We start from the raw sequence: 22,338 nt of genomic DNA, 5'->3' as shown, positions 1-22,338 counted from the left end.
TTCCGGCCCGGAGAGAGGCGAGCGCATGCAGGACCTGGTCATCAGGGACGCCGATGTCGTCGACGGCACCGGTGCGGACGCGTACCGCGCCGATGTGGTGGTGGACGGCGGGCGGATCGTCTCGATCGTCAAGGAGGCGGCCGCTGCGGGCTGCCAGCGCCCGAAGGCGGTGCGGGAGCTGGACGCGGAGGGCCTGGTCCTCGCCCCGGGCTTCATCGACATGCACGCGCACAGCGACCTGGCCCTGCTGCGCGACCCCGACCACAGCGCGAAGGCGGCGCAGGGCGTGACCCTGGAGGTGCTGGGCCAGGACGGGCTGTCGTACGCCCCGGTCGACGACCGCACCCTCGGCGAGGTCCGCCGGGCGATCGCCGGCTGGAACGGCCCCGGCGACGACGTCGACTTCTCCTGGCGTTCGGTCGGCGGGTACCTGGACCGGCTGGACCACGGGTTCGACGGGCGGGGCATCGCGGTGAACGCGGCCTTCCTGGTCCCGCAGGGCACCGTCCGGGCGCTGGTGGTCGGCTGGGAGGACCGCCCGGCCACGCCGCGGGAGCTGGAGCGGATGCGGGAACTGGTGGCGCGGGGCCTGACGGAGGGCGCGGTCGGCATGTCCTCCGGGCTGACCTACCCGCCCGGGATGTACGCCGACCGGGCCGAGCTGACGGAACTGTGCCGCGTGGTGGCGTCCCACGGCGGCTACTGGTGCCCGCACCACCGTTCCTACGGCGCCGGGGCGCTGGAGGCGTACGCGGAGACGGTGGAGGTGGCCCGCGCGTCCGGCTGCCCGCTGCACCTCGCGCACGCCACGATGAACTTCGGCGTGAACGAGGGACGCGCGCCCGAGCTGCTGGCACTGCTGGACGAGGCCCCGGCGGCGGGCGTGGACCTCACCTTCGACAGCTACCCGTACACCCCCGGCAGCACCACCCTGGCCGCCCTGCTGCCGAGCTGGGCGGCCGAGGGCGGCCCGGAGCGGCTGCTGGAGCGGCTGGCCGACGACGCCACGGCGGACCGGATCCGGTACGACCTGGAGGTGACCGGCGCGGACGGCTGCCACGGGGTGCCCGTCGACTGGGACTCGGTCGAGATCGCGGGCACGGGCGATCCGGCGCTGGCGGACCGGGTGGGCCGTACGGTCGCGCAGTCGGCGGCGGAGCGCGGCGAGGAGCCCTGGACGACGGCCCGCCGGCTGCTGCTCGCGGACCGGCTGGCGCCGACGGTCCTGCAACACGTCGGCCACGAGGAGAACGTCCGCGCGATCATGCGCCACCGGGCGCACACCGTGGGGTCGGACGGCATCCTGTGGGGTGCCAGGCCGCACCCGCGCGCCCACGGCACGTTCCCCCGCTGCCTCGGCCACTACGTGCGCGAGCTGGGCCTGCTGTCGCTGGAGGAGTGCGTGGCGCGGATGACGGGCCGCCCGGCCGCCCGGCTCGGCCTCGCGGACCGGGGGGTGGTCCGTGAGGGCAACCGGGCGGACCTCGTGCTGTTCGACCCGGCGACGGTCGCGGCGGGGGCGACCTTCGAGGAGCCGCGGCGGCTGCCGACGGGCATCCCGTACGTCCTGGTCGACGGGCGCTTCGTGATCGAGGACGGGCGGCGCACGGACGTGCTGGCGGGGCGGGCGGTGCGCCGGACCGCCCGCCCGTGACCCGTCGCTACGGCTTGGGCAGGGTGCAGCCGCTCGCGTTCAGGTCGAGGCGGTTGCCGGTGGTGAAGCAGGCGGGGATGTTGTACGTCTCCTGGGCGTAGTTGATGCCCTCGCGGACGGTGACGACGCCGTTCTCGTCGATCTCGCACGGGTTGTTCACCGTGCAGGTCTGGCCGTCCTCGTTGCCGGTGTTGTTGACGGCGACGACCTTGCCGGTGGCCTGGTCGATGACGGGCGATCCGGAGGTGCCGCCGATGGTGTTGCAGGACGAGGTGTAGCGGACCGAGTCCTTCCAGGTCCAGTCGCCCTCCTTCATGCGGTAGACGAACCCGTCGATGTCGCAGTGGTACAGCCGCTTCCAGTAGCCGGAGGCGACGGTGATGGCCGTGCCGGCCACGGGGTGGGTGTCCTGCACGGTGAGGGGGCTGATGCCGTAGGTGCTCCGGATCGACGCGTAGCTGGTGCGGGTGCGGTAGATCGTGACGTCGGTGTCGGTCATCGTCGAGTAGACGACCTGGTTGGCCCGCAGGGTGCCGATCCGGGTTCCGGAGGCGTTCAGCAGGCCGAAGCTGCGGCTGGAGCGCCGGCCGGTGACGACCTCGCCGGGCTCGGGGAAGCCGGTCTCCAGGCAGTGGCCGTTGGTCAGGACCAGTGCCGGGTCGCTGTCGACGGAGTTCGGGAAGCGGATGACCGAACCGGAGCAGTTGCTGAGCGAGACGGTCCCGGCGAAGGTGACGGCCCGGAGCGTCGGGGTGGCCGTCCCGGCGGCCGGGGCGCCCTGGGCGGCGGACGCGCCGCGGGCCTGGGCCGGGGCGCGGTCGTCCGCCGTGGGCGCGGCGACCGAGGGTGCCGCGCCGGTCCCGGCGATCGCCAGGGCGAAGAGCGCGGCGACGAGAGGCTTTCTCATGTGGGGGTCCCCTCTTGCGACGGGGGCGGCCGGAGGTCTTCCGGCCGCCCGCACTTTTGTCATGCGCATTCTCAGCGCAGCGAGGAGACTCGACAAGCAGCACTTTTCGGCCGGGGAGGCGGCCTGCCCCGGGGGCCCCGAACGCCCCCCTCAGCGGGCCCCCTTACCGAGGCCCTTTTGATCCCCCTTGCCCTTTCCCTTTCGAGTTGCCGGGCCCGGAGTCACCCCCCGGCGGCACCACCGCGCTCTCGCTGGCCGCGGGCCGTGGCGCGGCACTGGACGGCGCCCCGGACGGCGCGGGCGGGGCCGAGGCGGCGGGGGCCCCGCCGGCGGACCCGTCCGCCGAGGCGCTCACCCCGGAACTCGGCCGCGCGGACTCCTCGGCCGAGGGCGTCCGGGACTCGGCCGGGTCCGACGCGCCCGGCGACTCCTCGGCCGACCGCGTCTGGCCGCCCTGCTTCTCCGGCTCCCCCGCCCCGCCCCCCGACGAACCGAAGGACAGCCCGGCGATCAGCGCCGCCACGGACACCACGCCCACCGCACCGCCGGCCGCCAGCACGCGCGGCGACCGCCACGGCGACTGCCGCCGGGCCCGCCGCCGCTCCGCCCGCCCACCCAGGGGAGCCTCGCCGACACCGTCCGGGAAGCCGGGCCCGTACCCGGGCCCGTAGCCCGGATCGGTGTCGATCCGGGGCAGCTCGCTGGTCTCGTCGTAGGCGTTGTTCTGCCAGCCGTGAGCGGCCGCCGGGTCGGCGTACCCGTCGTACGCCGGGGCGGATTCCGCCTGCGGGTGATACACCGGCGGCTGGTTCGCGCCGTATGCCCCGTTTTCGGGCTGAGGTGGCCTGGACATGGCCGCGCATTGTAGGGACGGGGGTGACCCCTGGGACAGCTACCGGCGATAACCGAACAAACCGACGCGTGTCACGTGGCGGAAAACACGCCCCGAGAGCGGCTACCGCGCCGTAAGCTCCCAGTCATGCAGGTGATCCAGTCCACAAAGCTCGCCAATGTCTGTTACGAGATCCGGGGCCCGGTTCTCGAGGAGGCGATGCGGCTGGAGGCGGCGGGCCACCGCATCCTCAAGCTGAACACCGGCAACCCGGCCGCCTTCGGCTTCGAGGCCCCGCCCGAGATCCTGGAGGACATCCTCCGCAACGTCTCCTCGGCGCACGGCTACGGCGACGCCAAGGGCCTGCTCGCCGCCCGCCGGGCCGTGGTCATGCACAACCAGACCCTCGGCATCGAGACCGACGTCGAGCACGTCTTCATCGGCAACGGCGTGTCCGAGCTGATCGTGATGGCGATGCAGGGCCTGCTCGACGACGGCGACGAGGTACTCGTCCCGGCCCCCGACTACCCGCTGTGGACGGCGGCCGTCTCGCTGTCCGGCGGCACGGCGGTGCACTACCGCTGCGACGAGCAGTCCGACTGGATGCCGGACCTCGCGGACGTCGAGCGCAAGGTCACCGACCGCACCAAGGCGATCGTCATCATCAACCCGAACAACCCGACGGGCGCGGTGTACGACGAGGCGATGATCAAGGGGCTGACGGACATCGCCCGTCGCCACAACCTGCTGGTCTGCTCGGACGAGATCTACGACAAGATCCTCTACGACGGCGCCACCCACACCCCGACCGCGAAGGTCGCCCCCGACCTGCTGACGCTCACCTTCAACGGCATGTCGAAGGCGTACCGGGTGGCCGGCTACCGGGTGGGCTGGATGTCGATCTCCGGCCCGCGCGCGCACGCGGACTCCTACATCGAGGGCCTGACGATCCTGGCGAACATGCGGCTGTGCGCGAACATGCCGGGCCAGCACGGGGTGGTGGCCGCGCTCAGCGGACGGCAGACGATCAACGACCTGGTCCTGCCGGGCGGGCGACTCAAGGAGCAGATGGACACGGCGTACGAGCTGCTGACGCAGATCCCCGGCGTGAGCTGCGTCCGCCCGAAGGGCGCCCTGTACCTGTTCCCGCGTCTGGACCCCACCGTCTTCAAGGTCAAGGACGACCGGCGACTGGTGCTGGACCTGCTGCGACGCGAGAAGATCATGGTGGTGCAGGGCACCGGCTTCAACTGGCCGGAGCCCGACCACTTCCGAGTGGTCACGCTGCCGACGGTGACGGATCTGCGGGACGCGATGGGCCGTATCTCGCGCTTCCTGGACGGCTACGGCCAGCCCTGACCGCCTCTTTCTACGATCACCACAACTTTAGACGAGATCTAAGCTAGGATGGCTTCCTGTCAGAGCACAGGAGGCCATCCCATGTACGAGCCGATCCGCACCAAGTCGGTGCACAGCACGATGGCCGGCACCCCCTCGGACTTCCCCCACCGCTCCCGGGAGGAGGAGCTGGACATCCAGCTCGCGGGACACCTCTCGGCGCTGCTCACCGTCACCGACGAGCTGCGCGGTCACCGCCCCTCCGGCGAGCTGGACGCGGCGGCCGACCGGCTCGCCCAGCAGGTGGCCCGGCTGCGGGGAGGCCGGGCGCCGGTCCGCGCGGTGCCCTCCGGGAGCGCCGCCGATCCCGCGGCCCTGCACCGGCGCGCCCACGCCCTGGCCGGCCGCGCCCTCGTCGTCGCCGCGTCCCGCGCCGACACGGCCGCCGCCATCCTGGCCGCCGAGCGCATGGACGCCCACACCAGCGCCCTGGACCCCCGCGAACTCACCGCCCCCTGAGCCCCCCGGGCTCCCCTGATCGGCCCCGGTCCGCGCGCACCCGCAGCGACGCGCGGACCGGGTGCCACATCTTCAATACGCTGAGCCCATGGGCATGGACTACGCCAAGATGCGCGTGATCGCTGAGCAGCTCGGGGCCTACGCAGAGCAACTCGAAGGGTCCTGGAGCGTCGAGATCGGACCCTCCGGTCCGATACTGGCGATGATGTGCCCGTCCAAGCGTCACAAGGGCACCGTCCGCCGCATCCGCGACCAGCTGAACGCACAGCTGCCGGACACTCACCCTGGCTACATCTGCGAGAACGGCCCGGAGATCGAGCACCCCGTGCTCGCCCGGATGCGCCGCCCCGACGCCGTCGTCATCCCTGAGGACGTCCTCGACGAAGAGGGCCTCGCCGTCGACGCGACGCAGGTGCTCGCGGTGATCGAAATCGTCTCGCCGTCGAACCCGAGCAACGACTACATCGAGAAACTCATCGACTACCCCGCGATGGGCATCCCGCACTACCTGATCGTCGACCCCCGCGCCGGCACGATCGAGGTCCACTCCGAGCCCTGCCGGGCCGCCTACGGCCGCAAGGAGCCGTACATCTACGGGGACGTGGTGGGGTTCGGTGCCTGGCGGATCGAGACCGCCGCCTTCCGGCGCCACGGGAAGGCCGGGGACGCGGCTCCCTGAGAACGGGCGCGGCCTCCCGGGAACGGGCGAGGGCCCGCCGCCCGCGCCTCCGTCGGGGCGGACGGGGCGGGGCGACGGGCCCGGGGCCGCGCACGCCGTTGTGCGCGGCCTCGCCGGTCTGGTCCCGCGGCCGGCCCGTGACGATGTTGCTGGTCAGGGCACAACTCGGAAGGCCAGCCGCGGAGTCGGGGGGGAGGGCGTCAGCCCAGGCGGTTCACCAGCGCCCGGTACTGGTCCCACAGCTCCTTCGGGGTGTGGTCGCCGAAGGTCTCCAGGTGGCCGGGGACGAGTGCGGCCTCCTCGCGCCACACCTCCTTGTCCACCGTGAGCAGGAAGTCCAGGTCGGCTCCGGACAGGTCCAGCCCGTCGGTGTCCAGGGCCTCCTTCGTCGGCAGGACGCCGATCGGGGTCTCCACGCCCTCGGCCTTGCCGTCCAGGCGCTCCACGATCCACTTCAGGACGCGGGAGTTCTCGCCGAAGCCGGGCCAGACGAACTTGCCGTCGTCGTTCTTGCGGAACCAGTTGACGTAGTAGATCTTCGGCAGCTTGGCCTGGTCCTTGCCCTTGGCGACGTCGACCCAGTGGCCCATGTAGTCGCCCATGTTGTAGCCGCAGAACGGCAGCATGGCGAACGGGTCGCGGCGCAGCTCGCCGACCTTGCCCTCGGCGGCGGCGGTCTTCTCGGAGGCCACGTTGGCGCCGAGGAAGACGCCGTGGTTCCAGTCGAAGGACTCCGTCACCAGGGGTACGGCGGTGGCGCGGCGCCCGCCGAAGAGGATCGCGGAGATCGGCACGCCCTTGGGGTCCTCCCACTCGGGCGCGATGATCGGGCACTGGGCGGCGGGGGTGGTGAAGCGGGCGTTGGGGTGGGCGGCGGGCTCCGGGGAGTCCGGGGTCCAGTCGCGGCCCTTCCAGTCGGTGAGGTGGGCCGGGACCTCCTCGGTCATGCCCTCCCACCAGACGTCGCCGTCGTCGGTGAGCGCCACGTTGGTGAAGACCGAGTTGCCCCACAGCGTCTTCATCGCGTTGGCGTTGGTGTGCTCACCGGTGCCGGGCGCGACGCCGAAGAAGCCGGCCTCGGGGTTGATGGCGTACAGCCGGCCGTCCTCGCCGAACCGCATCCACGCGATGTCGTCGCCGATGGTCTCGACGGTCCAGCCGGGGATCGTCGGCTCCAGCATGGCGAGGTTGGTCTTGCCGCAGGCGCTCGGGAAGGCCGCGGCCACGTACTTGGCCTCTCCGCGCGGCGGGGTCAGTTTGAGGATCAGCATGTGCTCGGCCAGCCAGCCCTCGTCGCGCGCCATCACGGAGGCGATGCGCAGGGCGTAGCACTTCTTGCCGAGCAGGGCGTTGCCGCCGTAGCCGGAGCCGTAGGACCAGATCTCGCGGCTCTCGGGGAAGTGCGAGATGTACTTGGTGCCGTTGCAGGGCCAGGGGACGTCCGCCTGGCCGGGCTCCAGCGGGGCGCCGACGCTGTGCACGGCCTTCACGAAGAAGCCGTCCTCGCCGAGCTCGTCCAGCACGGCCTGTCCCATCCGGGTCATGGTGCGCATGGAGACGGCGACGTAGGCGGAGTCGGTGATCTCCACACCGATCGCGGACAGCCGGGAGCCGAGCGGGCCCATGCAGAAGGGCACGACGTACATGGTGCGGCCGCGCATGGAGCCGCGGAAGACGCCCCGCTCGCCGGTGAAGACCTCGCGCATCTCCGCGGGGTCCGTCCAGTGGTTGGTCGGCCCGGCGTCCTCCTCCTTCTCGGAGCAGATGAACGTCCGGTCCTCGACGCGGGCGACGTCCGACGGGTCGGAGGCCGCGTAGTAGGAGTTGGGGCGCTTGACCGGGTCCAGCTTTCTGAACGTGCCCTTCTCGACGAGCTCCCCGCACAGGCGCTCGTACTCGGCCTCGGATCCGTCGCACCAGACCACGCTGTCCGGTTGGGTCAGTTCGGCGATCTCGTTCACCCACGAGATCAGATCCTGATGCTTGGTGGGAACGGTGGTAGCCGAGTTGTCGCGCGCCACGGTTGCTCCTAGGTGAGGGTTATTTCCTTATTGCCCCGTGGGGGCTGCGACCCGGATGCCGCCACAGATGCTCATCCGGTGCCGACCGCACTCATTTGATCATCCGACGGGTCGGCCCATATGTCCAGAGGGCGTCACAGATGAGCAGGGTGAGACGCGCCACGCACGCAGCGGTCGGAAGATGAGATGATGGCCACTCTTCGCCGCGATCCCGTCCCCAACTGATCCGTAACTTACGGTTCCGTAGGTACGATGCGGCGCATGACAGCGCCCGCCCCCGATGCGCCCATGGACGCCCCGGCCGCCGGCCAGGGGTCCGACGCGCCCGCGCCTTCTCTGCCCCGCCAGCTCAAGCACCAGGTCGCCCAGCACCTGACCGACCCGATCAAGCCGAGACTGCGCGGCTGGCTGCACCTCGGCATGTTCCCGGCCGCCCTCGTCGCCGGCCTGGTCCTCACCGCGCTCGCGGACTCCACCCGCGGCCGGGTGGCCTGCGGCATCTACGTCCTGACGGCCTGCCTCCTGTTCGGCGTGAGCGCGCTGTACCACCGCGGGAACTGGAGCCCGCGCATGGACGGCATCCTGCGCCGGCTGGACCACGCCAACATCTTCCTGATCATCGCCGGCACCTACACCCCGCTGACCATGCTGCTCCTGCCCGGCGCCAAGGGGCAGTGGCTGCTGTGGGGCATCTGGGCCGCGGCCGCCGCCGGCATCGTGTTCCGGGTGTTCTGGGTCGGCGCCCCGCGCTGGCTCTACACCCCCTGCTACCTGGCCATGGGCTGGGCGGCGGTGTTCTTCCTTCCGGACTTCATGCGTGCCGGCGGCATCGCCGTGCTGGTCCTGGTGATCGTCGGCGGCGTGCTCTACAGCGTCGGCGGCGTCATCTACGGCATCAAGCGGCCGAACCCGTCACCGCGCTGGTTCGGCTTCCACGAGGTGTTCCACTCCTTCACCCTCGCGGCGTTCGTCGTGCACTACGTCGGCATCTCGCTGGTGGCGTACCAGCACGCCTAGCCGGCTACCGCCGCTCGACGCGGGGCCACGGTCTGCGGACCGTGGCCCCTTTTTTTGCGCGCCCGTTGACAGCGCCTGGCTTTTGACAGCTACTCTCATTTCATGGCAACTGTCACTACGCCGGTCGAGCCGCGCCTCGACCCACGCCGCTGGTGGGCCCTCGGGGCCCTGGTCGCGAGCATGCTGACGCTCGGCTTCGACACGACGATCCTCAACGTCACCCTCCCGACGATGGCCGCCGACCTCGGCGCCACCACGGGCGAACAGCAGTGGATGGCCGACGCGTACGTCGTCGTCTTCGCGTCGCTGATGCTCCCGGCGGGCCTGCTCGGCGACCGGTTCGGACGGCGCCGGATGCTGGTCGCGGGCCTCGCGCTGTTCCTCGTCGGCTCGCTGGCCGGCGCGCTCGCCGGGGATGTGACCGCCGTGGTCGCGGCCCGCGCCGCGATGGGCGTCGGAGCCGCGCTGATCACCCCGCTGGCGCTGTCCGTCGTACCGTCGCTGTTCCCGGCCGACGAACGGGGCAAGGCCGTCGGCGTCATCTCCGCCGCCTCGGCGCTCGGCCTGCCGCTCGGCCCGATCATCGGCGGCTGGCTGCTCAACCACTTCTGGTGGGGCTCGGTCTTCCTGGTCAACGTCCCCATGGCCGCCCTCGGCATCGCCGCCTGCGTGCTGCTGCTCCCCGAGACCCGCGACCCGTCCTCGCCCAGGGTGGACGCCCTGTCGGCGGCGCTCGGCGTGAGCGGGCTCGGCGCCCTCGTCTACGGGTTCATCGACGCCCCCGAGCGCGGCTGGGACGCCCCGCCGATCCTCGTCCTGTTCGCCGCGTCCGCCGTCCTGCTCACCGCGCTGGTGGTGCGCGAACGCCGGGTCGAGCGCCCCATGCTCGACATGACGCTGCTCGCCCACCGCGGCTTCCTGCTCAACACCGTCGCGGCCACGCTGGTGATGTTCGTCCTGTCCGGGCTGCTGTTCGTGCTGCCGCCCTATCTGCAGGCCGTTCTCGGCAACGACGCCCTGGGCACCGGGGTGCGGCTGCTGCCGATGATGGGCGGCCTGCTGGTGGCCTCCCGCACCGCCGCACCGCTCGCCGCCCGCTTCGGCGCCCGGCTCACCGTGAGCGCCGGACTGGCCGTACTGGCCTTCGCCGCGCTCCTCGGCAGCCGTACGAGCGCGGCCTCCGGCTACGGCTTCACCGCCCTGTGGCTCTCCGTCACCGGCCTCGGCTTCGGCCTCTCGCTCATCCCCGCGATGAACGGCGCCCTGGGCGCGCTGCCCCGCGACCGCGCTGGCAGCGGCTCCGGACTCCTGATGACCCTGCGCCAGGTCGGCGGCGCCCTCGGCATCGCCCTGCTCGGCAGCCTCCTGTCCGGCACCTTCCGGGACCGGCTCGACGTCACCGGACTGCCCGCGCGGGCCGCCGACACCGCCGGGGACTCCGTGGTCGCGGCGCACCTCGTCGCCGAGAAGGCCGGTCCCGTCAGGGGCACGGACCTGGTCGCCTCGGCGAACAGCGCCTACGTCCACGGGATGGGCGTCGTCCTGCTGGTGTGCGGGATCGCGGCGCTCGTCTCCGCCCTGCTGGCGGCGGCCTTCCTCACCGGGGCGCCCGACCCGGGGACCGCTGAGGCAGCCGAGCCCACCGAGACCGCCGAGCCCACCGGGCCCGGCACGGACCCGGCCATGGCGGCGCCGCCGGAGCGTGCCGGACAATGACCTGCATGACGGCCGCACGAAGCACCTCCCCCGCCGACCGCCCCCGCCTCGGACTGCGCGAGCGCAAGAAGATCAAGACACGGGAGGCGATCCGCACGGCGATGTACGCACTGGTCAAGGAGCAGGGCTACGAGGCCACGACCATCGACCAGATCGCCGAGCGCGCCGAGGTGTCCCCGTCGACCGTCTTCCGGTACTTCCCCACCAAGGAGGACATCGTCCTCACCGACGAGTACGACCCGGTCCTCATGGAGATGCTGCGGGACCGCCCGGCGGACGAGCCGTGGGCGGACTCCATCCGGCACGTCATGCTGGCGGCCGCCCGGGTGGGGGTCGAGGAGGACCGGGAGGTGGCGCGGCTGCGCACCCACCTGCTGGTCCACGTCCCGGCGGTGCGCTCGCGGATGATGGAGACCATGTCGGTCACCGGCCGCATGCTGTCCACCGCGATCAGCGAGCGCACCGGACTCGCCCCCGACAGCCTGGAGGTCCGCGTCCACGCGATGGCCCTCATGGGCGGCCTGATGGAGACGTCGATGTACTGGGCGGAACACGGCCACGAGGGCGACCTCGCCCCGCTCCTCGACCGCGCCCTCGACGTCCTGGAACACGGCCTGCCGGACCGGAAATCCTGAGGCCGGGCCGCCCGGCCCGTGCCATCCTTGACCGGGTGAACGCACCCGAGATCCACGTCGAAGTAGCTCCCGAACTGGCCGTCTTCGTCCCGCACCACCGCCGTGCCGGAGCCACCGCGCTCGCCGTCGACGGTGTGTCGACCCTCGGCCATGTCGTCGAGTCGCTCGGCGTGCCGCTCACGGAGGTCGGCACCCTGACCGTCGACGGCCGCGAGGTCCCGGTGTCCCACGTCCCGGCGCACGGCGAGTCGGTCCTGGTCGGGCCGGTCGCCCACCCGCAGCGGGTGCCCGGCGCCCCCCTGCGCTTCCTCCTCGACGTCCACCTCGGCACCCTGGCCCGCCGGCTGCGCCTGCTCGGCGTCGACACCGCGTACGAGTCCACCGACCTCGGTGACCCGGCGCTCGCCGCGCTCTCCGCCGCCGAGAAGCGCGTCATGCTCAGCCGCGACCGTGGCCTGCTGCGCCGCCGGGAACTCTGGGCCGGCGCCTACGTCTACAGCACCCGCCCCGAGGACCAGCTGCGCGACATCCTCGGCCGCTTCCGCCCCGAGCTACGACCCTGGACCCGCTGCACGGCCTGCAACGGCCTGCTGCGCGAGGCCACCAAGGAGGAGGTGGCCGACCAGCTGGAGCACGGCACCCGGCGGACGTACGACGTCTTCGCCCGGTGCGCGGACTGCGGCCGCGCGTACTGGAAGGGCGCCCACCACGACCAGCTGGTGGCGATCGTGGAGGACGCCCTGAGCCTGCGTCAGGAGCCGGTCAGCGACGCCTGACGTCCTGCGCGTCGCACGCGACCCCGTTGCGGTTGCGGTCCAGCTTCAGCGGGTCGTCCTTGCCGTTGACGGCCAGCCGCCCGTACTCGTTCTTGCGCAGCCACTCGCAGCGGGCCGCCGTCGTCCTCTTCACCTGGGCCGGGAACACCGTCGGCACGCACACGTTGGCGGAGCCGTAGTGCCGGTCGCACCCGGAGATCGCCGTGCTCAGCGGCTGCGACGTCCGCTTCTGCCCCGGCTTGGTCACCTTGCCCTGGAGGTCGTCCGCGAAGGAGTGGATGTGCGGCGACGGCGCGCCGCTCGACGAGGACACCGAGAACGTCGACAGCGAGTCGGTGCTCAGGGCGGCGGGACCCGTCAGGTGGACCCACTCGGCCACCGACGGCACCCCGTTCGCGTCGACCGCGAAGAGCATGTACCAGCCGGGCGGCGCCAGGTTGGGGTTGCTCGTCACGTTGAGGTCGACGTTGTTCCCGTCGACGGACAGGGGCAGGTCCACGAACCGCTGGTTGGGGTCGGAGGAGTGGGTGACCGCCGCCGGCCGGATCAGCTCCGCCTTGGCGATGGGCCGGTCGACCGTGATGCGCTGGGTGTCGCCGTAGTTCCACTCGGAGTCGATCACCGAGGTGATCGACGGCCGGGCGCCCTTGAACAGGTAGGGCGGGCTGTAGATCGACACGTCGTGGTTCCAGCTGCCGTTGCCCGGGTTGTCGCCGGTGGTCATCACACGGCCGTCGGGCAGCAGGAACGCCGACGAGTGGTAGCCGCGCTCCTCCGGGTCCGGCACCACCGGGTCGAAGGTGCCGGCGGCCGGGTCGTACAGCGACGACTCGTACACCGGGTCGGCCCGGTTGTGCAGCGCGCCGCCGGTCTCCAGCACCTTGCCGTCGGGCAGCAGGACCGCGGAGACGTACATCTTGCCCTGCGCGCCGGTCTCGGCGACCGGCCCGTTGCCGAGGTCGACGGTGCCCTGCGGCAGCGGCGGCCCGGCGACGTAGGCGGGGTTGGCGGCCTTGAGGTCGATGACGTCGGTGAGCCGGTTGCCGTCGGGGTTGCTGTCGATGTTGCCGCCGCCGAGGGTGAGGACCCGCTGGTCCTGCGCGGGCGGCAGCAGCACGCTCGCCGACTGGTCCCGCTGGTCCTTGTTCTGCAGACCCGGCACCTCGGTGATGGTGTTGGCGTCGTAGTCGTAGATCGCCGAGCCCGTGCCGGGGATGTTGTTGCCGAAGACGTGGCTGCCGGAGTAGAAGAGGCGGCCGTCCTGCATCAGGATCATCGACGGGTACAGGCCCCAGTACGACCAGGTCTGGTTGACCTGCCAGGTCGGCAGCCACTTCTGCTGCGCGTCCGACCAGCGCTCGGCGGTCACCGATCCGGTCGAGTCCTCCCGCAGCCCGCCGAACGACAACACGTCACCGTTGCCCATGATCGTCGCCGACGGGTACCAGTGGCCGTCGTTGAGGTCGTTGGTCTTGGTGTAGGTCTCGGTCGCCGGGTCGAAGATGTACGAGTCCTTGAGCCCCTCGTAGCCGTGCGTGCCCGCCGCGTCGGGGTAGGCGCGGTTGCCGCTCATCACCAGCACCCGGCCGTCCTGCAGTTGCACGTGCCCGGCGCAGAACATGTCCTTCGGGGTCGGGATGACCTTGTAGCTGCCGTCGGCGGGGTCGTACACGGCGCTGGTGAAGGTGCCCGCGGCGAACAGCTCCTCACTGTTGCCGGAACCGGCGATCAGCAGCACCTTGCCGTTGTTGAGGACGACGGAGTGCATGGAGCGCACCGGGTTCTGGGTGGGCAGCACGTCCCACTTCCCGTCCGCGCACTGCTCGGCGGTGCCCGTGCAGTCGGCGGGCGGCAGGGGCTGCGCCACCTGCTCCATGGTGTAGTCGTCGGTGGTCGCCGAGCCGGTGCCGTACACCGACACGCCCCAGGTGATGCGGTCGGTGCCGGCCGGCACCTCGGGGGTGCGCACCGACGCCTGGGTCCAGGCGGCGGCCATGTCCAGGGTCTTGAGGTCGGTCCAGTACTGCCAGCCGGCGGTGGTGTCGTGCCGGAACACGGTCACCGCGGTGTCCGGGGTCGTCGACTTGTACCAGAGGGACAGGTCGTACTGCCGCCCCGGCGACACCGTGGGCGCGCACTCGGCCGACTCGGTGATCAGGGCCTTGCGGTCGCCGTCGACGCGTCGGGTCAGCTCCACCCTCATGGCCTTGGAGCCGCTGTGGGCGTCGTTGACGGTGGTGAAGGTGAAGTCGTTGTCCCCCCAGCCGGACTTCTCCCAGCAGTACGGCATGTCGCCGGTACCGGCGGTCTCGAAGCCCGGGTTCTTGATCAGATTGGCGGCGGACGCGGACTGCGGCGAGCTGAGCATCAGCCCCCCGGTCAGCCCGGCCACCGCCAGGATGGCGGTCGTCCTTCGGCGTCTTGTCACACGGCTCACACGGCCCTCCTAGCGGCGGTACGGCGGCTGCCGCGCATCCCCCTGCGCGGCAGGTAGACCAGCGCTTCGGTGCCGACGAAGCGCAGGACGAACGTGGTGACCAGGGCCAGCGCGGTGGCCGGCAGGGCCGACATGCCGAAGCGGTGCACGAGCAGCGCGATCAGCGGGATGCGCAGCACCAGGTCGGCGTTGGCGAGGAGCGCGAACCGGCCGAGCCGGTCCCACCAGCGGCGGTGGTCGCGCCGGTCGCGGAAGAGCAGGTGCTCGATGAGGTAGAAGTTCCAGCCGACGCCGAGCTGGTTGGCGAGGATCTCGGCGGGCACGTAGTGCACCCCGGCGGCGGTCAGGGCGTACAGGCCGAGCAGGTTGGGCACGAAACCGCTGAGCCCGATCAGACCGAAGCCGACCATGCGGGCGACCGGGGAGGCGGTGCGCAGTCCGGCGAGGTGGCGCAGGAACCTCACGCCTTCCTGCGCGGTCGACTTGGACTCTCCGGCGTAGCGGTCCTGGAAGACGAACGGCACCTCGGTGACGGTGCGCGGGCGGCTGCGGACCGCGAGTTCGAGGAGGATCTTGTAGCCGAGCGGTTTGAGGACGTCGGCGGTGACGGCGCTGCGGCGGATCGCGAAGAAGCCGCTCATGGGGTCGCTGATGCCGTGCAGCCGGCGCGGGAAGAGCGCCTTGGTCAGCCAGGTCGCCGCGCGGGAGACGGCGACGCGGTAGCTGCCGGCGAGCCCGGCGCGGCTGCCGCCCTTGATGTAGCGGGAGGCGACGACGAGTCCGGCGCCCGTCCGTTCGCCCGTGGCGACGAGTTCCGGCACCAGCGAGGGCGGGTGCTGGCAGTCGCCGTCCATGACGACGATCCAGTCGGAGCCGGCCGCCTTCATGCCCTCGACGACCGCGCCGCCGAGCCCTCCTACGGGCTGCTCGCGGTGGAGCACGGTCACCGGGAACGGGCAGTCCTTCGCCGCGTCGCGGATCACGTCGGGGGTGTCGTCGGTGGAGTCGTCCACGAAGACGACCTCGCAGGGCAGCCGGGCGGGCACCGACGCGGTGATCTGGTGCAGCAACTGCCGTACGTTCTGCGACTCGTTGAAGGTCGGTACGACGATGGTGACGGCCCCGGGCTCCGGGATCTCGGTGGCCCCGGTCTCCGGGACGCGGGCGGTGTACTCGGTGTACTCGTGGGTCATCGGACGCCTCCCGCGGCCTGGCCGGTGGTCTGGATCTCCCGGATCTCGATGCGGTCCTCGCCGGTGCCGAAGGTGGCGACGGGCCGGGAGTGTTCGAGGGCGGCCCGGACGCCGGGCAGGTCGGGGGCGTCGCGGCGCACGGTGGGTGAGGCGACGACGTAGTCGATGTCGCGCCAGCCGTGGGGCAGGGTCTTCGTCACGGCGGGGTCGAGGTCGGCCTTGTAGAACCAGATCGCGCCGGTCCCGGGCTGGAAGCCCTGGTGGACGAGGTCCAGCCAGAGCGCGTCGTCGACCAGGACGCGGGTGTTCCCCGGGTCGTCGATCTCCCGGTCCAGCCAGCTCGCGGCCGCCCGGTAGGGGGCGTTGGCGTCGGCGGTCATCGCGGTGCGGTCACCGTCGTACCAGCGCGGCAGGACGTAGGCGCCGGCGGCGAGCGCGAGGAGCACGGCGACGCCGTACCGCCCGCCGGTCAGCCACCGCTTCTCGCCGTCGGCGCGCCGTCGGCGCAGGATGCCGTGGGCGACGCTGGCGGTGCCGCCCGCGAGGACCAGCGCGAGGAAGGGCAGCACCTGGATGACGTACATGGCGGGCAGGTAGCCGCTGGGCCGCATGGCGACGACGGCCAGGACCGCCACCGCGAGGGAGGGGCCGGCCAGGGCGCGGGCGGTGACCGACCAGCGCCAGGTGGCCAGGAGCAGCAGGGCGCCGGCCAGGCCGCCGAGGATCAGGACGTGGTCGTAGTACAGCCAGGACCGCAGCACGCCGTGGGAGCCGGAGCCCGCGTCGAGGATGAAGCCGGAGCCGGGGCGGGTCATCTGGTAGGTGATGCCGTCCCAGAGCGAGACGTGCCCGCTGCCCGGCAGCAGTTCGCCTTTGAGGAGGGCGAACAGCGGATAGGAGAAGCCGATCAGCGCGCAGGCGGTGACGGCGCCGGTCACGGCGAACTTCCGGGTGTCGCGGTGGCTGTGCCGCCACATGGTGAGCAGGACCGCCGGGAGGACGAAGAGCATCGTCTCCTTGGTGAGGACGGCGGTCGCGGCGGCGACGCCCGCGCCGAAGTGGTGCCAGAGGTGGCGGCTGGGCGAGGCGGCCAGGGCGAACGCGAGCAGCGTCCACATCACGGCGAGGTTGTCGAGGAAGATCTCCCGCTGCAGGACGACGGAGAGCGGGGACAGCCCGAAGAGCGCCATGCCGAGCCCGGCGGCCCAGCGGGGCAGGGACAGCCGTCGGCCGAGGACGTAGAGGAGGACGGCGCTGACCGCGCTGACGACGAGCATGGCCGCGCGCATCGCCGCGACCGTCATGGACGCGGGGGCGATCAGCTTGGGTATCCAGGTCAGCAGGGCGAGCTGGATCCAGCCGAGCGGCGGGTGGTCGTACCAGTAGGTGTAGTGGGCGAGGCCGCGGCCCTCCTGGACGGCCCAGGCCTGGGCGAGGTAGGTGCCCTCGTCGTCGCTGAGGGTGGGGTAGTCGGCGATGTTCCAGCCCTGCACGACGAGGATCGCCACCAGGAGCGCGCCGCACAGGAGGAGGTCGGGACGGGACGAGCGCAGCCGCTTCGGCGGGGCTGTCCGGCCGGTCGGAGGGGTCTCGGGCACAGCTCGGCGCTGCGCGGGGACCTTCGGTCGGGTCACCGCGGGAAGGGTGGAGGTCACGCAGGAACGTCCTCTCGGGTCACTGCGGAATCGGTGAGATGCGCTCCGACGTGGGTGGTGAGCTCCCAGTCGTTGCGGCCGCGCTGCTCACGCCAGACGGCGCGGACGGCCGCTCCGGCGAGCAGCACCTGGTAGAAGGGGCCGCCGACGACCAGCTTCACGTAGTGGGCGAAGCGCACGCGCAGTCCGTACTGCCGGCCGAAGTCGTGCAGGCCCACGACCTCGAAGACGAAGGTGACCAGCGCGGTCACGGCCGGCAGGAAGGTGATGAAGGCGATCCCGACGGGCACGTCGAGGAAGAGGGCGATCGCCACGTTGAGCGGGATGATGAGGCCGGAGAACGCCTGAAGGAACGGCGTCATGAGGGTGTAGCGGGCGAGCAGCCGCTGCCCGAAGGTGGGCAGTTGCTTCCAGTCCTTCTTCCGGTACACCTGGAGGAAGCCCTGGTTCCAGCGGGTGCGCTGCTTCAGCAGGGACATCAGGCTGCCGGGGGTCTCCTCCCGGGTGACCATGTCGGAGTCGTAGGCGACGACGACCTTCTTGCCGACGCTGGAGAGCCGTACGCCCAGGTCGCAGTCCTCGGCGAGGCAGTCGGGGTCCCAGCCGTCGGCTTCCCGGAGCACGTCCGTGCGGACGAAGACGGTGTTGCCGCCGAGCGGGATGAAGCCCTTCTGCGCGTGCAGGTGGAGCCGGGAGCGGAACCAGAAGAAGTACTCCAGGCAGTTGCGCAGGCTGTACCAGCTGGAGTGGAAGTTGATCAGCTGGACGCCGCCCTGGACGACGTCGGCGCCGGTGGTCCGGAAGGCGTGGTCGACGTGCGCCAGCAGCTCCGGGTGGACCTGGTCCTCGGCGTCGAAGACCCCGACGACGTCGCCGCGGCAGTGCGGCAGCGCCGTGTTCATGGCCTTCGGCTTGTTCTTCTTCTCGTGGGTGTCGACGACGACCCGGACGCGCGGGTCGCGCTCCTCGGCCGCGCGGGCGACGGCCGTGGTCTCCGGGTCGTCGTGGCCGACGATGACGATGATCTCGAAGTCGGTGTGGCTGGACTCCAGCAGCCGCTGGATGGTGTGGTCGAGCACGGCCTGTTCGTGCCGGGCCGGCAGCAGCAGTGAGAAGGACACGTGCTGGTCCCCCTCGGGGCTGCCGAAGCGGGTGGAGGCGAGCACCTCGGGCGTGCGCCACGCGTGCATCTGCCACCACAAGGTGAACGCCGCCATCCAGAACAAGGCCAGTGAGATGGCGGCGATGAAGACAGACGTCAGCAAACAGATCCCCCCAGATCTTGAAGCCCCCTGACGCGACGGCGCGTCACACCCGTCGCGTCACTGTGGAGAGATTAGGGGGGATTCGTGAAATGCGGGAGGTGTTGCGATAAACGGCTTGTTTCGGAGTTGACGCGACACTACTCGGACTTATCCGAACCAGAGATGATCCCCCGGGTGCGGAATTTGTCCTTCCCTATCCGTTTCCACCGCTCAGTGCCGCCCGCAAGTGCTCGCTGTCCGTCGTCGGGGCGTCACAGACGAAGTGACGGCAGACGTACGCGGCCGGTTCCCCGTCCACCAGCGGCCGGTCCGCCAGCAGCGGGAACTCCTCACTGCCCGCGGTCCCGTAGGCCACGACCGCCCCGGGAGAGGTCCCCAGCAGCGCCGTGCGGTGCAGCTCCCTCGCCGCCGGATCGTCCAGCGCGGGCCCCACCACGGCGACCTCCCGCGGCCCGGCCAGCGCCGCCTCGGCGACCGCCAGCCCCCACCCGATGAACCGCGGCACCCGCGGCCCGAGCGCCTTCACCACGCCGAGCGCCTTCTCGGCCGCCGCCCGGTACGCACCGCCCCCGGCCCCCTGCGCGGGCGACGCACCGGTGTGCGCGGCGTAGGCGAGCAGCGCGCCCGCGGCCGCCGTCCACCCCGAGGGCGTCGCGTTGTCGGTCGGGTCCTGCGGCCGCCTGATCAGCCGCTCCGCGTCCACCGCCGTGTCGTACAGCGTGCCGTCCTCACCGGTGAAACGGGCCAGCACATGGTCCAGCAGGAACCCGGCGAACTCCAGCCACACGCCCTCACCGGTGACCGAGGCCAGGGCCAGGAACCCCTCGGCGACATCCGCGTAGTCCTCCAGCACCCCGGAGTGCGCCCCGGCCCGCCCGTCCCTGCTGGTCCGGCTGAGCCGCGCCCGGTCGTCCAGATGCAGCCGTACGAGGAGGTCGGCGGCGGCCACCGCGGCCTCCACCAGATCGGGCCGGTCGAAGTAGGCGCCGGTCTCGGCGAGCGCGGCGACCGCGAGCCCGTTCCAGGCGGCGACCACCTTGTCGTCCCGGCCCGGCGCCGGCCGCTCGGCGCGGGCGGCGAGCATCCGGGCCCGCACCGAGTCGATCCGCGCCGCGTCGAACACCTCTTCCTGCTGCGGCAGCCGAAGCACCGAGGAGCCGTGCTCGAAGGTGCCCTCCTCGGTCACGCCGAAGTACCGGGCGGCGAGCCCGGCGTCCTCCCCGAGTACCTCGTCGAGCCGCCGCGGCGTCCAGACGTAGTACGCCCCCTCGACGTGCCGGCCGCTCCCGTCGTCGCTGTCCGCGTCCAGCGCGGAGGCGAAACCGCCCTCGGGCGTGCGCAGTTCACGGACCATGAAGTCGGCGGTCTCCAGCGCGACCCGCCGGGCGAGCTCCGAACCGGTGGCCCGCCACAGGTGCGCGTACACCCGGCACAGCAGGGCGTTGTCGTAGAGCATCTTCTCGAAGTGGGGTACCACCCAGTCCCGGTCCACCGAGTAGCGGGCGAAGCCGCCGCCGAGCTGGTCGTAGATGCCACCGCGCGCCATCCGCTCACACGTGTCCCGTGCCATCTGCAGCGCCCCCTCGGAGCCGGTGCGGGCGTGGTGCCGGAGCAGGAACTCGATCACCATGGCCGGGGGGAACTTCGGCGCGCCGCCGAAGCCGCCGCGCTGCGGGTCGTACTCCCGGGTGAGGCCGAGCAGCGCCTGCGCCAGCTCCTCCTCGCCCGGTGTCTCGGTGCCGCCGTAGGAGATCTCCCGACCGGCCAGGTCCCGCACGATCTTCCCGGCCACCTCGGCGACCTCCTCCCGCCGTTCGTCCCAGGCCAGGTGGACGCCCTCCAGCACCTGCCGGAAGGACGGCATGCCGTGGCGCGGCGCGGGCGGGAAGTAGGTGCCGAAGTAGAACGGCTCGGCGTCCGGGGTCAGGAACACGGTCATGGGCCAGCCGCCCTGACCCGTGGCCGCCTGCACCGCCTCCATGTACACGGCGTCGACGTCGGGGCGCTCCTCGCGGTCGACCTTCACACTCACGAAGTGCTCGTTCAGGTACGCAGCGGTGTCGTCGTCCTCGAAGGACTCGTGCGCCATGACGTGGCACCAATGACACGCGGAGTATCCGACCGACAACAAAACGGGTGCATCGCGCCGTTTCGCTTCCTCGAACGCCTCCGGTCCCCACGGCCACCAGTCGACCGGATTGTCAGCGTGCTGAAGCAGATAAGGCGAGGTCACACCAGCCAACCGGTTCATGCGCCCCAGCCTCTCACAGCGCCCGGCGCGACCGATGAAGCCTTCACGGGATCGCTGAGCTCGGCTGACTTGCACTCGTGCGCCATTACGCAGTGGGCGACTCCGTCCCCCTCCGAGACGGGCAGCCCGACACCTCGGAACAGTAGGCTGGGCGCAGCAGTGCCGGCCCTGCCGAGGCTCCTCCAAGGAGGTACACCATGACCGCCGAGATGGTGGCGCCCGCGTGGATGCATTCGCAGATCAGCGCGGAGCAGTACGACTCCTGGTCCGAGGAGCAGTGCGCCGGCATCGAGATCGTGGACGGGATGGTCGTCGTGAGCCCGAGCGCCTCCAAACGGCACAACCGGCTGGCTCGGATCCTGGCCAATGCCCTGGACGCCGCCGCGGGGCCCGACTGGAACGCGGACACGGACTTCGACGTCCGACTGCAGGACGTTCCCCTCACCAACCGCCGTCCGGACGTCACCGTCTACCGGGCGGAGACCATCGACGTCACGCCCACCCGCCCCGAGCATGTGCTCCTGGTCGTCGAGGTCGTGTCGCCCGGTTCGGAAACAACCGACCGCGTCGTGAAGGTGGACCAGTACGCCAAGTCCGGCATCCCCTTCTACTGGCGGGTCGAGCAGGCCGCCACCGGCGTCCCGATCGTCTACACCTACGTCCTCGACCCCGCCACCAAGGCTTACAGGGACGGCGAGATGTTCACCGGCACGGTGAAGGCCACCGCACCTTTCTCCCTCACGGTCGATCTCGGGGACATGTAGGGACGTTGCGGGCATCCGTGGCTTCGGGCGCGGAAGGTGGCCGGACACGTCGCCGTCCATCGAATCCGCACGGCAGGTCTTCACAACCCCGGCACGCACCGTGAAGACACACGCTTCGTCCCGCCGGTCATTTGCGGTCGGCGTCGCAACCCCCTGCCGCACCGGACAGGAAACGCCAAGGGGTGCCCGGCCCAGCCATACGCCATGGCTCAGGCGTGGGTCGTGGTGGGCGCCTGCTCGGCTGGGACGCTCCGCCGGGCCGCGCGCGTCCGCCCGGTGCCCGCTCTGGACGGGGCAAGGAAGCCGACGAGGAGCGCGGCGACGCCGAAGCCCACCGCGACGCACAGCGCGACGCCCGTGAACTGGCTGAAGAGCTGGGGCGCCTGGGCACCGCCGACCAACTGCTCGGGCCCGTACAACTGGACCACGGTGTACGCGGCAGTAATCCCCCCGAGCACCACCAGCGCGCTGAGGAAAAGCGGCAGCAGCCGACCCAGACGCGGGGCGGCGGCAGCCACGGGAGAGACGCTCGCGCCGGCTTCCGGCGGATCGGTGTCGCGCACGGCGAGGCGTGGACCTGCGGGGAGCCGGCCTTGGTGGGCGCGGGCAACGCGCGCACGGCGCGGGCGTGGGCCCTGTATGACGAGGCGGTCGGCGCGCCCGCTGTGTGACGCCGGGG

18 protein-coding genes are annotated in these 22,338 nt (G+C 71.6%); 10 read left to right on the top strand and 8 right to left on the bottom strand.

Features of this window, described 5'->3' with window-relative positions; translation table 11 throughout:
• The first annotated feature begins 25 nt into the window (after positions 1–25).
• On the top strand, positions 26–1,654 hold the full coding sequence (locus AC3ET3_RS21215) for an N-acyl-D-amino-acid deacylase family protein (protein WP_435612649.1): 1,629 nt from the start codon (positions 26–28) through the stop codon (positions 1,652–1,654).
• Positions 1,655–1,661: 7 nt separating this feature from the next.
• On the opposite strand, the gene AC3ET3_RS21210 is transcribed toward AC3ET3_RS21215, so the two are convergent.
• Positions 1,662–2,561: a trypsin-like serine peptidase gene (locus AC3ET3_RS21210; protein WP_432134730.1), complete on the bottom strand. Its 900-nt coding sequence runs from the start codon at positions 2,559–2,561 to the stop codon at positions 1,662–1,664.
• A gap of 206 nt (positions 2,562–2,767) precedes the next feature.
• Between AC3ET3_RS21210 and AC3ET3_RS21205 the strand changes: the two genes are divergently transcribed.
• The 4 genes from AC3ET3_RS21205 to AC3ET3_RS21190 all read left to right on the top strand — a co-directional run bounded on the left by AC3ET3_RS21205 (position 2,768) and on the right by AC3ET3_RS21190 (position 5,929).
• A complete protein-coding gene (locus AC3ET3_RS21205; protein WP_435612648.1) occupies positions 2,768–3,232 on the top strand; it encodes a hypothetical protein in 465 nt (154 codons plus the stop codon).
• 308 nt (positions 3,233–3,540) lie between these two features.
• Complete coding sequence (locus AC3ET3_RS21200) at positions 3,541–4,752, top strand: pyridoxal phosphate-dependent aminotransferase (RefSeq protein WP_432134728.1); 1,212 nt, start codon at positions 3,541–3,543, stop codon at positions 4,750–4,752.
• A gap of 81 nt (positions 4,753–4,833) precedes the next feature.
• Positions 4,834–5,250, top strand: coding sequence for an SCO4983 family protein (locus AC3ET3_RS21195; RefSeq protein ID WP_432134727.1), 417 nt, complete (start codon positions 4,834–4,836; stop codon positions 5,248–5,250).
• Between the two features lie 94 nt (positions 5,251–5,344).
• Positions 5,345–5,929 (top strand): Uma2 family endonuclease, encoded by a 585-nt coding sequence (locus AC3ET3_RS21190; protein WP_432157077.1) that lies wholly within the window; start codon positions 5,345–5,347, stop codon positions 5,927–5,929.
• Positions 5,930–6,129: 200 nt separating this feature from the next.
• Here the strand turns inward: AC3ET3_RS21190 and AC3ET3_RS21185 are convergent, their stop codons facing one another.
• Positions 6,130–7,950: a phosphoenolpyruvate carboxykinase (GTP) gene (locus AC3ET3_RS21185; RefSeq protein WP_432134726.1), complete on the bottom strand. Its 1,821-nt coding sequence runs from the start codon at positions 7,948–7,950 to the stop codon at positions 6,130–6,132.
• Between the two features lie 261 nt (positions 7,951–8,211).
• Here AC3ET3_RS21185 and trhA point away from each other — a divergent pair, with 261 nt between their 5' ends.
• The 4 genes from trhA (at position 8,212) to AC3ET3_RS21165 (ending at position 12,094) form a co-directional block, all read left to right on the top strand.
• The gene (gene trhA, locus AC3ET3_RS21180) at positions 8,212–8,967 is read left to right on the top strand and encodes a PAQR family membrane homeostasis protein TrhA (protein WP_432134725.1); all 756 of its coding nucleotides are present in this window, start codon (positions 8,212–8,214) and stop codon (positions 8,965–8,967) included.
• Positions 8,968–9,069: 102 nt separating this feature from the next.
• Complete coding sequence (locus AC3ET3_RS21175; RefSeq protein WP_432134724.1) at positions 9,070–10,683, top strand: MFS transporter; 1,614 nt, start codon at positions 9,070–9,072, stop codon at positions 10,681–10,683.
• 5 nt (positions 10,684–10,688) lie between these two features.
• Positions 10,689–11,318 (top strand): TetR/AcrR family transcriptional regulator, encoded by a 630-nt coding sequence (locus tag AC3ET3_RS21170; RefSeq protein ID WP_488187251.1) that lies wholly within the window; start codon positions 10,689–10,691, stop codon positions 11,316–11,318.
• A 35-nt stretch (positions 11,319–11,353) separates the two neighbouring features.
• On the top strand, positions 11,354–12,094 hold the full coding sequence (locus AC3ET3_RS21165; RefSeq protein WP_432134722.1) for a Mut7-C RNAse domain-containing protein: 741 nt from the start codon (positions 11,354–11,356) through the stop codon (positions 12,092–12,094).
• On the opposite strand, the gene AC3ET3_RS21160 is transcribed toward AC3ET3_RS21165, so the two are convergent.
• The 5 genes from AC3ET3_RS21160 to AC3ET3_RS21140 all read right to left on the bottom strand — a co-directional run bounded on the left by AC3ET3_RS21160 (position 12,081) and on the right by AC3ET3_RS21140 (position 20,895).
• On the bottom strand, positions 12,081–14,462 hold the full coding sequence (locus tag AC3ET3_RS21160; RefSeq protein ID WP_432134847.1) for a galactose oxidase family protein: 2,382 nt from the start codon (positions 14,460–14,462) through the stop codon (positions 12,081–12,083). The genes AC3ET3_RS21165 and AC3ET3_RS21160 overlap by 14 nt on opposite strands.
• 65 nt (positions 14,463–14,527) lie before the next feature.
• Entirely contained in the window at positions 14,528–15,724 is a 1,197-nt protein-coding gene (locus AC3ET3_RS21155) for a glycosyltransferase (protein WP_435612647.1), read from the bottom strand.
• Entirely contained in the window at positions 15,721–17,379 is a 1,659-nt protein-coding gene (locus tag AC3ET3_RS21150) for an ArnT family glycosyltransferase (RefSeq protein WP_432134720.1), read from the bottom strand. The genes AC3ET3_RS21155 and AC3ET3_RS21150 overlap by 4 nt, the downstream gene beginning before the upstream one ends.
• Positions 17,376–18,644 (bottom strand): glycosyltransferase, encoded by a 1,269-nt coding sequence (locus AC3ET3_RS21145; RefSeq protein ID WP_432134719.1) that lies wholly within the window; start codon positions 18,642–18,644, stop codon positions 17,376–17,378. The genes AC3ET3_RS21150 and AC3ET3_RS21145 overlap by 4 nt, the downstream gene beginning before the upstream one ends.
• Before the next feature lie 193 nt (positions 18,645–18,837).
• Positions 18,838–20,895: a thioredoxin domain-containing protein gene (locus AC3ET3_RS21140; RefSeq protein WP_435612646.1), complete on the bottom strand. Its 2,058-nt coding sequence runs from the start codon at positions 20,893–20,895 to the stop codon at positions 18,838–18,840.
• A 197-nt stretch (positions 20,896–21,092) separates the two neighbouring features.
• On the opposite strand from AC3ET3_RS21140, the gene AC3ET3_RS21135 reads away from it, so the two are divergent.
• On the top strand, positions 21,093–21,659 hold the full coding sequence (locus tag AC3ET3_RS21135) for a Uma2 family endonuclease (RefSeq protein WP_435612645.1): 567 nt from the start codon (positions 21,093–21,095) through the stop codon (positions 21,657–21,659).
• 209 nt (positions 21,660–21,868) lie between these two features.
• On the opposite strand, the gene AC3ET3_RS21130 is transcribed toward AC3ET3_RS21135, so the two are convergent.
• Complete coding sequence (locus tag AC3ET3_RS21130; RefSeq protein WP_435612644.1) at positions 21,869–22,177, bottom strand: hypothetical protein; 309 nt, start codon at positions 22,175–22,177, stop codon at positions 21,869–21,871.
• Positions 22,178–22,338: the final 161 nt, after the last annotated feature.

It is taken from the genome of Streptomyces sp. bgisy159, from assembly GCF_057707805.1.
Note: the sequence above shows the minus strand (reverse complement) of the source record. Positions and strands in the feature narration are given on the sequence as shown.

Coding starts and splice junctions, on each gene's coding strand:
- AC3ET3_RS21215 (WP_435612649.1), top strand. CDS start 26: ATGCAGGACCTGGTCATCAGGGACGCCGATGTCGTCGACGGCACCGGT.
- AC3ET3_RS21210 (WP_432134730.1), bottom strand. CDS start 2,561: ATGAGAAAGCCTCTCGTCGCCGCGCTCTTCGCCCTGGCGATCGCCGGG.
- AC3ET3_RS21200 (WP_432134728.1), top strand. CDS start 3,541: ATGCAGGTGATCCAGTCCACAAAGCTCGCCAATGTCTGTTACGAGATC.
- AC3ET3_RS21195 (WP_432134727.1), top strand. CDS start 4,834: ATGTACGAGCCGATCCGCACCAAGTCGGTGCACAGCACGATGGCCGGC.
- AC3ET3_RS21190 (WP_432157077.1), top strand. CDS start 5,345: ATGGACTACGCCAAGATGCGCGTGATCGCTGAGCAGCTCGGGGCCTAC.
- trhA (WP_432134725.1), top strand. CDS start 8,212: ATGACAGCGCCCGCCCCCGATGCGCCCATGGACGCCCCGGCCGCCGGC.
- AC3ET3_RS21175 (WP_432134724.1), top strand. CDS start 9,070: ATGGCAACTGTCACTACGCCGGTCGAGCCGCGCCTCGACCCACGCCGC.
- AC3ET3_RS21170 (WP_488187251.1), top strand. CDS start 10,689: ATGACGGCCGCACGAAGCACCTCCCCCGCCGACCGCCCCCGCCTCGGA.
- AC3ET3_RS21160 (WP_432134847.1), bottom strand. CDS start 14,462: ATGCTCAGCTCGCCGCAGTCCGCGTCCGCCGCCAATCTGATCAAGAAC.
- AC3ET3_RS21155 (WP_435612647.1), bottom strand. CDS start 15,724: ATGACCCACGAGTACACCGAGTACACCGCCCGCGTCCCGGAGACCGGG.
- AC3ET3_RS21140 (WP_435612646.1), bottom strand. CDS start 20,895: ATGAACCGGTTGGCTGGTGTGACCTCGCCTTATCTGCTTCAGCACGCT.
- AC3ET3_RS21135 (WP_435612645.1), top strand. CDS start 21,093: ATGACCGCCGAGATGGTGGCGCCCGCGTGGATGCATTCGCAGATCAGC.